Origin of the sequence: Roseicyclus sp., assembly GCF_052168335.1 — a bacterium.
Lineage (GTDB): Bacteria > Pseudomonadota > Alphaproteobacteria > Rhodobacterales > Rhodobacteraceae > Roseibacterium.
In genome coordinates, this window is the sequence record NZ_JBQLZP010000375.1 from 1 (window position 1) to 12,819 (window position 12,819).

A 12,819-nucleotide genomic window follows, 5' to 3' on the forward strand; every position below is an offset into this window, starting at 1 on the left:
CAGCGACTACCTGCTCAAGCCGATCGATCCCCAGGATCTGCGCCGCACAATGCTGTCAGTGACGATGGCCGCGTGACGGGCAGCTACCTCCACGGCATGTTCCGCGACGACGCCTTCCGCGCCGCCTGGCTCGCGGGGTTCGGTGTGGCGGCGGCGGGCACCGCCTACGAGGCGGAGGTCGAGGCCGCGCTCGACGGCCTCGCCGCGCACATGGAGGCGCATCTCGACGTGGCAGGCCTCCTCGCCGCCGCGCGCTGAGGTCTCACCCCCGGTCAGCCGCCGATCAGCCCCCGGTCAGCCCCCCGGTCAGCCCCCCGGTCAGCCCCCCGGTCAGCCCCCAGGCGGCCCCCAGTCGGCCCCCGGTCAGCCCCCGGTCAGCCCCCGGTCAGCCCTCGATCAGCGTCCGCATCTCGGCGAGTTTTTCGGCCACCAGCGCCGCGTCGCCCCGCGCCTCGATGTTGAGGCGCAGCAGCGGCTCGGTGTTCGAGGCCCGGAGGTTGAAGCGCCAGGCCCCGAAGTCGAGCGACAGCCCGTCGGTGTCGTCGCGCCCCTCGGCCTTCGGCGCGTATTCCGCCTCGATCTTCGCGATCATCGGCCCGGTGTCCTCCACGCGGAAGTTCACCTCGCCCGAGGAGGGGTAGGCCGCGCGCCGCTCGGCCATCACGTCCTTCAGGCTCTCGCCCCGGCGGCAGAGCAGTTCCACCACGAGGAGCCAGGGGATCATGCCCGAATCGCAGGCCATGAAGTCGCGGAAGTAGTGGTGCGCCGACATCTCGCCGCCGTAGACGGCGCCGGTGTCGCGCATCACCTGCTTGATGTGGCTGTGGCCGCAGCGCGACTGGATCGCCTTGCCGCCCATCTTCGCCACGATCTCCTGCGTCGCCCAGATGACGCGGGGGTCGTGGACGATCTTCTCGCCCGGCTCCTTGGCGAGGAAGGCCTCGGCCAGGAGGCCCACGACGTATTCGCCGGGGATGAAGCCGCCCTCGTGGTCGAAGAAGAAGCAGCGGTCGAAGTCGCCGTCCCAGGCCACGCCGATATCCGCGCCGTGGGCGACCACGGGGTCCGCCGTCTTGGGCTGGTTCTCGTCCAGCAGCGGGTTCGGGATTCCGTTGGGGAAGCTGCCGTCGGGCACGTGATCGACGCGCACGAATTCCAGCGGCGCGCCCGCTTGCGCGAGCGCTTCGGCGATGGCGTCGAAGGTCGGACCCGCGGCGCCGTTCCCGGCATTCACCAGCACCTTCATGGGCGTGAGTGCCGAGACGTCGACGAACTCCATGAGCTTCGCCACGTAGGCCGCGCGGGTGCCCGAGACGTCCGTGACCTTGCCGCCCGCGCCCACGGGGGCGAAGCCGCCGCTCTCGGCCAGGGCCTTGATCGCGGCCATGCCGTCGTCGTTGCCGATGGGCGCGGAGCCCCGCTGCACCATCTTCATCCCGTTGTAGTCCATCGGGTTGTGCGAGGCGGTGACGCAGATGCCGCCGTCCGCATCGAGGTGCGTCACGGCGAAATAGGTCTCCTCCGTTCCCGAAAGCCCGAGGTCCAGCACCTCGACGCCCGCGTCCACGAGGCCCTTCGCCAGCGCCTGCGACAGTTCCTCCGAGGAGGGGCGCACGTCGCGGCCGATGACGACGCGCGACGCCTTCAGCACCTCGGCGAAGGCGCGGCCGACGCGGTAGGCGATGTCGGGGTTGAGTTCCTCCCCGAGCCTCCCGCGGATGTCGTAGGCCTTGAAGCAGGTGAGCGGTTTCGTCAGGGCGTCCATGGGGTCTCCGTGCGCGGGCAAGGGGTCGGCCCTTCCTCTAGCCGATCCGCCGCGGCCGATCCACCCGGACGCTTGGCCAGCCCGCGCTTTGCGCTAGGCTATGCCCCGCAGGCATCCCGGAGGCCCAATGCTGATCGTCGCCCCCGACACGATCGTGAACGCAGGCGTCCTCGAGACGCGGTCGCTGCCGAAGAAGTTCCTCGGCCGCGTCCAGCTCGTGCCGCGCGGGGGCGGGGTCGGCCTCTGGCTGCGGTTCCTCGTGGAGATGCAGTTCCTGCGCTACATGGTGGCGCTGGTGCCCTTCATCGCCATCCCGCTCATGTCGAACGATCTCGCGCTGCCGGTGACGCAGGCGCCGCTCGCCATGCTCGTGGTGATCGCGGTGATCGAGCTGAAGGTGCTGCGCCTGTCCAAGGGCGCGCGCGAGCGGCTGATGTCGGCGGACGAGGCGGCGCGGCGGCTCGACACCTTCGGGTTTCGTGCCAAGGCGGCGCTGCGCAGGATCGCGGCGCGGCGCGACCTGTCGGAGGGGGAGATCATGCTGGTGCTCGAGCAGTCGGAGCTGGCGCGCGTCTCGCCGCTCACGCTCGTCTCGGTGCAGTCGGGCACGCCCGAGCCCCACGTCCTCGCCCTCGACGCCGAGGAGCGGCGCATCCTGGCGGAGACGCTCTTCGACGCCGAATTGACCGAGCGGATGCTGCACGCGGCCAACCTGCGCGAGGACAAGGTGATCCGCGAGGTCCGGATCGAGACGCGCGGCGTCTCGGCCCATGCCCGCCTCGCGGCCTGGCTCGACCGGCGCGGGCAGGACGCGCCCGAACCGGCGGGGGCCTGAGGCGATGGCGGTGAACGCGCGGGCGATCCCGGCGGGCGAGGCGCTGAAGGTGCTGGAACAGGGCTGGGCCGCGCAGGCCGCGGGCGCGCTCACGGCGAGCTGGATGCTCCACGGGCGGCCCGGCGTCGGCAAAACGGAGCTGGTCCAGACGCTCGCCGCGCGCAAGGCGGCGGAGCTCTACGACCTGCGCCTCACGACGATCGAGCCGCAGGACCTGCGCGGGCTGCCCTTCTACGACCACGGCACGGGGCGCACCGTCTGGTACCGGCCCGAGGACCTGCCGGACGATCCCGCGCGCCCCGCGATCCTGTTCCTCGACGAGCTGACCGCGGCGGCCCCGACGCTCCAGCCAACGGTGTATGGTCTCCTGCAGGAGCGCCGCGTGGGCCGGCACCGCCTGCCCGACAGCGTCTTCATCGTCGCCGCGGGCAACACGGTGGAGGACGGCGCCATCGCCTACGAGATGGGCACCGCACTGTCGGACCGGCTGATCCACATGATCGTGCAGGCCGACGCCGAGGACTGGCTGACGTCCTACGCGCCCGGCGCGGGCATCCATCCGACGGTCGCGGCCTTCCTGCGGGCACGCCCCGACCTCCTCGAGACGACGGAGGACGCGCTGCGCCGCGGCCACGCCATCGCCTGCACGCCGCGAAGCTGGACCCGCGTGAGCCGGATCATGGCGGCGGTGCCGGACCGCTCCGCCCGCGCGGTGATGATCGCGGGCACCGTGGGCGAGGCGGCCGCGGCGGAGTTCGCGCTGATCGCCGACGAGATCGAGGCCTCCGTCCGCGTGGCCGAGATGCTCGAGACGCCACGCCGGGACCGAACGGAATTGTATCCTCCAACGCTGCATGGTCTGACCGCGCTGATCTACGGCCTGACCGGCGCCGTCGATGAACGGAGCCTGCCCGCCGCCATCGAGATCCTGGCCGACATGCGCCGCCTCGACAGCCCGGCCTTCCGCGCCCTGCCGCTCTCGGAACTGGCGAGCTTCGGCTTCGAGCTCCTGATCGGGCGGGCGCTCGAGCGGGGCTGGCAGGAGGTTTTCGCCCGCTCCGACGCCTATGCCGACTACGCGCGGGAGCGGGAGTCGGTCGGGCTGTGACGCGCCACTCGACCCGCGCCGCCCGCGCGCTGGCGCATCTGGGCGAGGTCGATCCAGCGCTCGCCGTCCTCGCGCTCTGGTGCGGCCACCGGGACGGCGAGGGGGCGACGCGCACGCAGGGCGATACAGTGGTGTATGGTCCGGGGTTCGAGCGTCTCGGCCTGCCCGAGCAGGTGGGCCTTGCCGCGCACCACGTCCTCCACGTCGCGCTGCGCCACGCCCACCGGCAGGCTGGCCTCGCCGAGCGGTTGGGCGACCGTTTCGACGCCTCGCTCTACGGCCTCGCCGCGGACGGGATCCTCAACGAGACGCTGATCCTCGCCGGTCACGCGCTGCCCCGTCCGGCCGTGACGCTGACCGACCTCCTGTCCGAGATCGGCAAGCCCGCGAAATCGCCCGTCGCGGCGCTGGCCGACTGGGACGCCGACCGCCTCGCCATGCTGCTCCACTCCGACCCGAAACTGGCCGAGAAGGCCCGCGAATGGGGCGCCATGCGCGGTTTCGCGCAGGACCTCAGCCTCGGCGAGCCCGACGATGCTGGCGAACGGCAGAAGACGGCGGACTGGCGCAACCAGCTTCTCCGCGCGCTCGAGGCGGGGCGGAAGGCGGGGTCGGGGATCGGGCGGCTCGGCGCGATCCTCGCCGACATGGCGCCCGCCGGGACGCCCTGGGAGGTGCACCTGCGCGGGCTTCTGGCGAAGGCGCTGATCGACCGGCCGCGCCCCTCGCACCGGCGCCCCGCCGCGCGCTGGGCCGCGATGCTGGCCGAGGCGCAGGCGCGCGGCGGGCCGGAGCCCGCCTATCAGCCGGGACAGGCGCGGACCTCCGACCGGCCCCGCATCGCCATCGGCCTCGACACCTCCAGCTCCGTCGACCCGCTCACCCTGTCGCTGTTCCTCGCCGAGACGGAGGGCATCGTCCGCCGCACCGGGGCGGAGGCGCATCTGCTCGCCTTCGACACCGAGGTGCACGAGGCGCGCCGACTGGACAGCGCTGCATGGTCGGGGCTGCGCGGCATGGCCCTGCGGACGGGTGGCGGGACGGACTTCGCGCCCGTCCTCGCGGCGGCGGGGCGCCTCGCGCCCTCGATCGCGGTCATTCTGACCGACCTCGACGCGGCCTTCGGCCCGCCGCCCGCCTGTCCCGTCCTCTGGGCCGTGCCGGGGCGGAACCCCGTGGCGCCGCCGCCCTTCGGACGGGTCCTCCGGATCGGCGACCTCTAGACCTCCACGGTCTCGCGCGCCTCGCTCTCGCGCTGGGCGGTTTGCCAGCCGGGCGCGATCCAGGGCTGGCGGTTGTCGCGGGGCAGGGGGTCGCGCCCGAGGATGTGGTCCGCCGCCTTCTCGCCCACCATGATCGAGGGGGCGTTGGTGTTGCCGTTGGTGACGAGCGGGAAGACCGACGAATCGGCCAGCCGCAGCGCCTCGACCCCGATGACGCGGGCCTGCGGGTCGACGACCGCGCCGGGATCGTCGCGCCGGCCCATCCGGCAGGTGCCGCAGGGGTGATAGGCGCTTTCGGCATGGTCGCGGATCGCGGCGTCGAGGGCTTCGTCGGACAGGACGTCCGCGCCCGGCAGGAGCTCCTCGCCCGCGTAGCGCGTCATCGGCTCCTGCCGGAAGATCTCGCGCGTGAGGCGGATCGCGCGGCGGAACTCGACCCAGTCCTCCTCGTGGCTCATGTAGTTGAAGAGGATCGAGGGGGGCGCCGCCGGATCGGCGGAGACGAGTTCGACCCGCCCCCGGCTCTTCGAGCGCATCGGGCCCACATGCGCCTGGAAGCCATGCGCCCGCGCCGAGGCCGTGCCGTCGTAGCGGATCGCGATGGGCAGGAAGTGGAACTGGATGTCGGGGTACTCGATCCCGGCGCGCGAGCGGATGAAGCCGCAGGCCTCGAACTGGTTCGATGCGCCGAGCCCCTTGCGCGCGAGCAGCCATTGCGCGCCGACCCAGGCCTTGCCCCAGAGGCTCCAGTAGGGATTGAGGCTGACCGGCTCCCGCGCGGCGTACTGGACGTAGAGCTCGAGGTGATCCTGGAGGTTCCGGCCCACGCCCGCGCGGTCCGCGACGACTGGAATTCCCTTCTCGACCAGATGCCTGCCGGGGCCAATTCCACTCAGCATTAGAATTTTCGGCGAATTGATCGCACCGGCGGCGAGGATCACCTCCGCCCGCGCGCGCAGCACCTTCCCGCCGGCGAGGCGGACCCCCGTGGCGCGGCCATGCTCGATCTCGATCCGCTCGACGAGGCCACGGACGATCCGGGCCTTGCCGGTCGCGACCGCGGGGCGCAGGTAGGCGTCCGCCGCCGACCAGCGTCGCCCCTGCCAGATCGTGCGCTCGAAGGCGCCGAAGCCCTCCTGCCGCTCGCCGTTGTAATCGTCGGTCACGCCATAGCCCGCCGCGGCGCCCGCATCGATAAAGGCCTGGAAAAGCGGGTTTTTCCGCTCGCCCCGCGTGACGTGGAGCGGCCCTTCGCGGCCCCGCCACGAGGCCTCGCCGGTGTCGCCGTGCCAGCGTTCCATCCGGCGGAAGTACGGCAGGACGTCGGCATAGCCCCAGCCGTCGGCGCCCATCTCGGCCCAGGTGTCGAAGTCGCGGGCATGGCCGCGCACGTAGATCATGCCGTTGATCGAGGAGGAGCCGCCGATCACCTTGCCGCGCGGGCAGGTCATCCGCCGTCCGCCCATATGCGGCTCGGGGTCGGTGACGTAGCCCCAGTCGTAGCGGCGCATGTTCATCGGGTAGGAGAGCGCGCCGGGCATCCGGATGAAGGGCCCCGCGTCGCTGCCGCCGTGCTCGACGACCAGGACGGAGCGCCCGGCCTCGGCCAGCCTGTAGGCCATGGCGCAGCCCGCCGAGCCCGCGCCGACGAGGACGTAGTCGGCCTCCATCAGCTCTGCCTCCGTGCCTGTGGATGGTTGGAACACCGCGACGCAACCGATTGATTCAACTCTGCGGACTCCCGATCCTTCATGTGGACAAACCTGTGCATCAGTAGGCCGCCTGCACCGGGGACATGCCGACATAGACTGTCTTCGGCTCGGAATAGGCCTCGAGCGCGGCGCGGGAGTTCTCGCGCCCGACGCCCGATCCCTTCATGCCGCCGAAGGGCACCTCGACGGGGGTGAGGTTGTACTGGTTGATCCAGACCGATCCGGCTTCGATCCGGCCGACCACGCGATGCCCGCGCGCGAGGTCGCGCGTGAAGACGGCGCCCGACAGGCCGAGGTCGGTGGCGTTGGCGCGGGCGACCACCTCCTCCTCGGTGTCGAAGTCGAGCACGGACATCACGGGGCCGAAGATCTCCTCGCGCGCGATGGTCATGTCGTCGGTGACATCGGCGAAGATCGTGGGCTGGACGTAGCAGCCGGGCCGGTTCAGACGGTTGCCGCCATGGACGAGGCGGGCGCCCTCGGCCTTGCCGATCTCGATGTAGCGCAGCACGATCTGCAACTGCTCCTCGCTGACCATCGGCCCGAAATTCGTCGCCTCCTCGCGGGGATCGCCGATCACGGCCTTCGAGACGCGCTCGGCCAGACGGGTCAGGAAACGCTCCTTGATGCCGCGCTGGAGGAACACCCGCGTGCCGTTCGAACAGACCTGCCCCGACGCGAAGAAATTCGCGTTGATCGACGCGGAAATGGCGCTTTCGAGGTCGGCGTCGTCGAACACGATGAGGGGCGACTTGCCGCCGAGTTCCATCGTGACGTGCTTCATCTGCGCGGCGGCGGCGGCGTAGACCTTCTTGCCCGTCTCGGCCGAACCGGTGAGCGAGACCTTGGCGACGCGGGCGTCCTCGACCAGCGCGCGGCCGACGGTGCCAGCGCCCTGCACCACGTTGAAGACGCCGGGAGGCGCCCCGGCCGCGGTCAGGATTTCTGCAAGTTTCAGGGCGCTTAGCGGTGTCTGTTCGCTCGGTTTGAAGACCATCGTGTTGCCGCAGATCAGCGCCGGCGCGGCCTTCCACGCGGCGACCTGCGTGGGGTAGTTCCAGGCGCCGAGCCCGACGCAGACGCCGAGCGGCATCCGCACCGTGTAGGCCCAGTCGCCGCCGAGCGGGATGTGCTCGCCCGTCAGCGTGCCGGCCAGACCGCCGAAATACTCCAGCGCGTCGGCGGCCGAGGTGGCGTCGGCCACCAGCGTCTCCTGGATCGGCTTGCCGGTGTCGAGGGTCTCGAGCTCGCTCAGCTCGCGGTTGCGGGCGCGGATGATGTCGGCGGCGCGGCGCAGCACGCGGCCGCGCTCCACCGGCATCAGCGCGGCCCAGGGGCCCTGCGCGGCCTTGGCGGCGGCGAGGGCGGCCTCGATTATGGCGGGCGTCGCCTCGTGCAGGCGCGCGATCTCCTCGCCGGTGCCGGGGAAGACGACGGGCAGGGCGGCGCCCGCGGTGTCGTCCAGATAGGCGCCGTTCACGTAGTGGCTGGCTTTCGGCTGTGCGATCATCATTCCCCCCTCGGGAAGCGCTGGCTTCCTTCCAGCACGTTCAGGTCCATGTGGTTGCGCATGTACCGCTCGCTCGCGTCGCGCAACGGCTGGAAATCCCACGGAAAATAGGCGCCGTTCCGGAGCGCCTCGTAGACCGTCAGCCGCCGCGCCTGGCTGTCGCGAACCTCGGCGTCGAAGGCCTCGAGGTCCCAGCGGGCGGCGGCCATGACGCGGAAGCGCTCGAGCGTTCCGGCATGGGCGGGGTCTTCGGCGAGGTTCGTCAGCTCGTGGGGATCGGCCTCGAGATCGAAGAGCTGCTCGGGGTCGACGGCGCAGTTGGTGTATTTCCAGCGCCCGGCGCGCAGCGCGACCAGGGGCGAGACGCTGGCCTCCGCGGCGTATTCCATGGCCACCGGGCTCACGCGACGGCGGCCCGAGGCGAGCGAAACGAGGCTTTCGCCGTCGGTCCAGGGCATGACCTCGGCCATCGAGACGCCGGCGAGGTCGCAGAGCGTCGGGCAGAGGTCGATGGTGGAGACCGGGTCGGACACCAGGCCGGGCGCCATGCCGGGGGCCGCGATCATCAGCGGCACCCGGGCCGAGCCCTCGTAGAAGTTCATCTTGAACCAGAGGCCGCGCTCGCCCAGCATGTCGCCGTGGTCCGAGACGAAGACGACGATCGCCTCCTGCCGGGTGCGCTCGAGCACGTCCATCAACCCCGCGACCTTCTCGTCGAGATAGGTGATGTTGGCGAAGTAGGCGCGGCGCGAGCGCGCGATGTCGTCCTCGGAGATGTCGTAGTTGCGCCAGTCGTTCGCGTCGAAGATGCGCTGCGAATGGGGGTCGTGCGCGTCGTAGGGGAGCGCCGCAATCTCGGGCTGCAAGTGCTTGCAATCGCTGTAGAGATCCCAGAGACGCCGGCGCGCCACGTAGGGGTCGTGGGGATGCGTGAAGCTGACGGTCAGGCACCAGGGCCGGTCGTCGCGCCCGCGCGCGAGGTCGTAGAGCTTCTGCTCGGCGGCGAAGGCGACCTCGTCGTCGTATTCCATCTGGTTGGTGATCTCGGCCACGCCCGCGCCGGTCACGCTTCCCATGTTGTGATACCACCAGTCGATGCGCTCGCCGGGCTTGCGGTAGTCGGGGGTCCAGCCGAAATCGGCGGGGTAGATGTCGGTCGTCAGCCGCTCCTCGAAGCCGTGGAGCTGGTCGGGGCCGACGAAGTGCATCTTGCCCGACAGGCAGGTGCGGTAGCCCGCGCGCCGCAGGTGATGGGCGAAGGTCGGGATGTCCGAGGCGAACTCGGCCGCGTTGTCGTAGACCCGCGTGCGCGAGGGCAGGCGGCCGGACATGAAGCTCGCCCGTCCCGGCGCGCAGAGCGGCGAGGCGGTGTAGGCCTTGGCGAAGCGGGTGGAGCGCGCGGCCAGCGCCTTCAGCGCGGGCGCGTGCAGCCACTCGGCCGGGCCGTCGGGGAAGAGCGTCCCGTTGAGCTGGTCCACCATCAGGATCAGGATGTTCGGCCGGCTCATCGCGCGCCCTCCGTCTCCCGGTCGAGCGCGGCCAGCACGTGGGCTGCCGCCGTTTCGCCGGTCATCGCCTCGGGGTCGAGCGCGGCCCGAAGGTAGAGGCCGTCGATCAGTCCCGCGAGGCGCTCGGCGATGGCCGGGGCCTCAGGGCCCGCGAGCGGACGAAGCCCATGCACGAGGTTCGAGCGCAACCGCCGCTGGTAGACGGTCAGGAGCCGCCGGGCCGCCGGATCGGTCGCCGCGAGGACGTAGAAGTTGAGCCACGCAGCCACGACCTCGCGCCGGAAGTTCGAGGGGCCGAAGCTCGCGCGGATCGTCGCCTCGAGCCGCGCGCGCGGACCCGTCGCGGCCGTCAGCGCGCCCCGCACCTCGGCGCCGTAAAGCGTGAGGATCGAGCGCATCGCGGCGAGAAACAGCCGGTCCTTGCCGCCGAAGTAGTGGAAGGCCAGGGCGGGCGAGACGCCCGCGCGCCTCGCGATCTGTCCCACCGTCACGTCGAGGCTGCCCGCGGCCCCGATCTCGTGGATCGTGGCCTCGACCAGTTCCCCGCGCCTGAGCGCCTCGGTTCCGCGTCCCGACATGTCGCGTCCTCCTCCGGTCTGGCTGCCACAGCTTGATTGACTCGTCAATCAACTCGGATCGGCGCTTGCCACCACGGCGGAGGGGTGCTGAAACTGTCCACGGGCCTAGAACGGAACAACGACAGGGAGACCCGACCGATGAAACGACTGCTCACCGCCACCGCCCTCACCGCACTGGGTGCCGGGGCGGCCTTCGCCCAGTGTGAGACCGTGACCTTCTCCGATGTCGGCTGGACCGACATCACCGCGACCACCGCCGCGACGACCGTGGTGCTCGAGGCGCTGGGCTACGAGACGGAAACGCTCGTCCTCTCGGTGCCCGTGACCTACACCTCGCTCGCCTCGGGCGACGTCGACGTGTTCCTCGGCAACTGGATGCCGACGATGGAGGCCGACATCGCGCCCTACCGCGAGGCGGGCACCGTCGACACCGTGCGCGCGAACCTCGAGGGGGCGAAGTACACGCTCGCCACCAACGCGGCGGGCGCGGCGCTCGGGATCGGCGACTTCGCCGACATCGCCGAACATGCCGAGGCGCTCGACGGTTCGATCTACGGGATCGAGCCGGGCAACGACGGCAACCGCCTCATCATGGACATGATCGCGGCCAATGCCTTCGGCCTCGCGGATGCCGAGTTCGAGGTGATCGAGAGCTCCGAGCAGGGGATGCTGGCGCAGGTCGGCCGCGCCTCCGAGCGGGACGAGCCCATCGTCTTCCTCGGCTGGGAGCCGCACCCGATGAACGCCAACTTCGAGCTGACCTACCTCACGGGCGGCGACGACTGGTTCGGCCCCGACCTCGGCGGCGCGACGGTCTTCACCAACACCCGGGCGGGCTACGCGGCGGAGTGCCCGAACCTCGGCGCGTTCCTCGACAACCTCGAATTCAGCCTCGCCATGGAGAACGAGATCATGGGCGCGATCCTGAACGACGGCGAGGATCCGCGCGACGCGGCGACCGCCTGGATGCAGGCGAACCCCGATGTCGTCATGGGCTGGCTCGACGGCGTGACCACGCTCGACGGCGGCGACGCGGCGGCGGCCGTGTCGAGCGCGCTCGGTCTTTGAGCTCGGCGCCCGTGCCCTCAGGCCTCGCCGCCCGCGGGCGCGGGCACCAGCGCGTCGTCGATCGCGGCGGCGCGCAAAGCCGCCGGTCGCGCCGTGACGCGCGCGGCATAGGCGGCGAAGCCGTCGCGCTCGGGCAGCGTGTCGAACTGGAGGCCCCAGACGATCTGGCTGCCGAGGCAGATGTCGACGGCGGAGAAATCCTCGCCCAGAAGGTGCGGCCGTCCGTCCGCGAGCAGGCCGCCGAGCGTGTCGGCCACGGCCTCCACGTTGCCCCAGCCGACGCGGGCATAGGTCTTCGGGTCCGAGGTGTCGAGCCCGAGCGACGCCGCCGAGATCGCCGGATCGACGCTGCCCGCGGCGAAGAACATCCAGCGGTAGAAGGCGCCGCGCGCGCCCTCCGGCGGGATCAGGCGCGCCTCGGGCGCAAGCTCGGCCACGTGGCAGCAGATCGCCGCGATCTCGGTCACGACGGTGTCGCCATGCACCAGCACGGGAACCTTGCCCATCGGGTTCAGCGCCCGGTATTCGGCGGACTTCATCTCGGGCCCGTAGTTCACGATGCGCGCCTCGTAGGGCAGGCCCGCCTCCTCCAGCATCCAGCGCGCGATCCGTCCCCGCGACATGGGATTGGTGTAGAGCGTCAGTCCGTCCATGGTGCATCCTCCTGCCATCGGGGCGAGTGTGGCACCGACGGCTGCGCGACGAAAGGCAGGCCATGCTGAACTGGCTCACCGACTGCGACGAGGGTTTGCCGACCGAGGGCGGGCCGCTCGCCGTCCTGACCGAGTGCCGCCTGCGGGTGGGCGACGCGGCGGAAGCCGGGTTCGACTGGTTGCAGGACAACCTCGCGGGTGTCTTCGATGCGCTCTCGGCGCTGCTCGAGGTGCTGATCGGCGCGATCCTCGCCGTGTTGCAGGACCCGCCCAACACCGGTTGGCTCGAGGACCTGCGCCGCTCGGAGATCACCTATCTCTACCCGCCCGAGTGGCACCCGATCCTGATGACCGCGATCTTCGCGGTGCTGGCCTGGTGGCTCCACCGCAACTGGCGGGTGCCGGCGCTGATCGTCGTGGGCCTCCTCTTCGTCATCAACCAGGGCTACTGGGAGGAGACGACCGAGAGCCTGACGCTGGTCCTCTCGGCCTGTCTCGTCTGCATGGGGCTCGGCGTGCCCATCGGCATCGCGGCGGCGCACCGGCCGCGCCTCTACGCCTGGATGCGGCCGGTCCTCGACCTGATGCAGACGCTGCCGACCTTCGTCTACCTGATCCCGGCCATCGTCTTCTTCGGCATCGGCATGGTGCCGGGGCTGATCGCGACGGTGATCTTCGTCCTGCCCGCGCCGATCCGGCTGACGCATCTCGGCATCTCCTCGACGCCGCGCGCGCTGATGGAGGCCGCCGACGCCTTCGGCGCGACCCCGCGCCAGAAGCTCTGGAAGGTGGAACTGCCCTATGCCTTCCCGCAGATCATGGCGGGGCTGAACCAGACGATCATGCTGTCGCTCTCGAT

The 12,819-nt window shown here is 71.1% G+C and carries 11 protein-coding genes and 1 pseudogene; 6 read left to right on the forward strand and 6 right to left on the reverse strand.

What is annotated here, in order from left to right; genetic code table 11:
• Nucleotides 1-258 (forward strand): annotated as a pseudogene (locus ACTS11_RS11490) (hypothetical protein); the annotation flags it as partial.
• A 127-nt stretch (nt 259-385) separates the two neighbouring features.
• On the opposite strand, the gene ACTS11_RS11495 reads toward ACTS11_RS11490, so the two are convergent.
• On the reverse strand, nt 386-1,765 hold the full coding sequence (locus ACTS11_RS11495) for a phosphomannomutase (RefSeq protein WP_442640453.1): 1,380 nt from the start codon (nt 1,763-1,765) through the stop codon (nt 386-388).
• Nucleotides 1,766-1,892: 127 nt separating this feature from the next.
• Here ACTS11_RS11495 and ACTS11_RS11500 point away from each other — a divergent pair, with 127 nt between their 5' ends.
• The 3 genes from ACTS11_RS11500 to ACTS11_RS11510 are packed head-to-tail and all read left to right on the forward strand — an operon-like array spanning nt 1,893 to nt 4,931.
• Nucleotides 1,893-2,600 carry a hypothetical protein gene (locus ACTS11_RS11500; protein ID WP_442640454.1) on the forward strand — a complete coding sequence of 236 codons (708 nt, stop codon included), beginning with the start codon at nt 1,893-1,895 and terminating at the stop codon, nt 2,598-2,600.
• A 4-nt stretch (nt 2,601-2,604) separates the two neighbouring features.
• Nucleotides 2,605-3,708, forward strand: coding sequence for an AAA family ATPase (locus ACTS11_RS11505; protein ID WP_442640455.1), 1,104 nt, complete (start codon nt 2,605-2,607; stop codon nt 3,706-3,708).
• Complete coding sequence (locus ACTS11_RS11510; RefSeq protein WP_442640456.1) at nt 3,705-4,931, forward strand: vWA domain-containing protein; 1,227 nt, start codon at nt 3,705-3,707, stop codon at nt 4,929-4,931. Before ACTS11_RS11505 ends, ACTS11_RS11510 begins: the two co-directional genes overlap by 4 nt.
• Here ACTS11_RS11510 and betA read toward each other — a convergent pair.
• From betA to betI, 4 genes are all read right to left on the reverse strand, one after another.
• On the reverse strand, nt 4,928-6,601 hold the full coding sequence (betA, locus tag ACTS11_RS11515; RefSeq protein ID WP_442640457.1) for a choline dehydrogenase: 1,674 nt from the start codon (nt 6,599-6,601) through the stop codon (nt 4,928-4,930). The two genes, ACTS11_RS11510 and betA, sit on opposite strands and share 4 nt — an antisense overlap.
• 100 nt (nt 6,602-6,701) lie before the next feature.
• Entirely contained in the window at nt 6,702-8,156 is a 1,455-nt protein-coding gene (betB, locus tag ACTS11_RS11520; protein WP_442640458.1) for a betaine-aldehyde dehydrogenase, read from the reverse strand.
• Nucleotides 8,153-9,661 carry a choline-sulfatase gene (gene betC, locus ACTS11_RS11525; RefSeq protein ID WP_442640459.1) on the reverse strand — a complete coding sequence of 503 codons (1,509 nt, stop codon included), beginning with the start codon at nt 9,659-9,661 and terminating at the stop codon, nt 8,153-8,155. The genes betB and betC overlap by 4 nt, the downstream gene beginning before the upstream one ends.
• Complete coding sequence (gene betI, locus ACTS11_RS11530; protein WP_442640460.1) at nt 9,658-10,239, reverse strand: transcriptional regulator BetI; 582 nt, start codon at nt 10,237-10,239, stop codon at nt 9,658-9,660. The genes betC and betI overlap by 4 nt, the downstream gene beginning before the upstream one ends.
• Before the next feature lie 138 nt (nt 10,240-10,377).
• Here betI and choX point away from each other — a divergent pair, with 138 nt between their 5' ends.
• Nucleotides 10,378-11,307 (forward strand): choline ABC transporter substrate-binding protein, encoded by a 930-nt coding sequence (choX, locus tag ACTS11_RS11535; RefSeq protein ID WP_442640461.1) that lies wholly within the window; start codon nt 10,378-10,380, stop codon nt 11,305-11,307.
• 17 nt (nt 11,308-11,324) lie between these two features.
• Here the strand turns inward: choX and ACTS11_RS11540 are convergent, their stop codons facing one another.
• Nucleotides 11,325-11,960 (reverse strand): glutathione S-transferase family protein, encoded by a 636-nt coding sequence (locus ACTS11_RS11540; protein WP_442640462.1) that lies wholly within the window; start codon nt 11,958-11,960, stop codon nt 11,325-11,327.
• A gap of 62 nt (nt 11,961-12,022) precedes the next feature.
• Here ACTS11_RS11540 and ACTS11_RS11545 point away from each other — a divergent pair.
• On the forward strand, nt 12,023-12,819 hold a 797-nt coding region (locus ACTS11_RS11545; RefSeq protein ID WP_442640463.1), incomplete at its 3' end, for an ABC transporter permease subunit.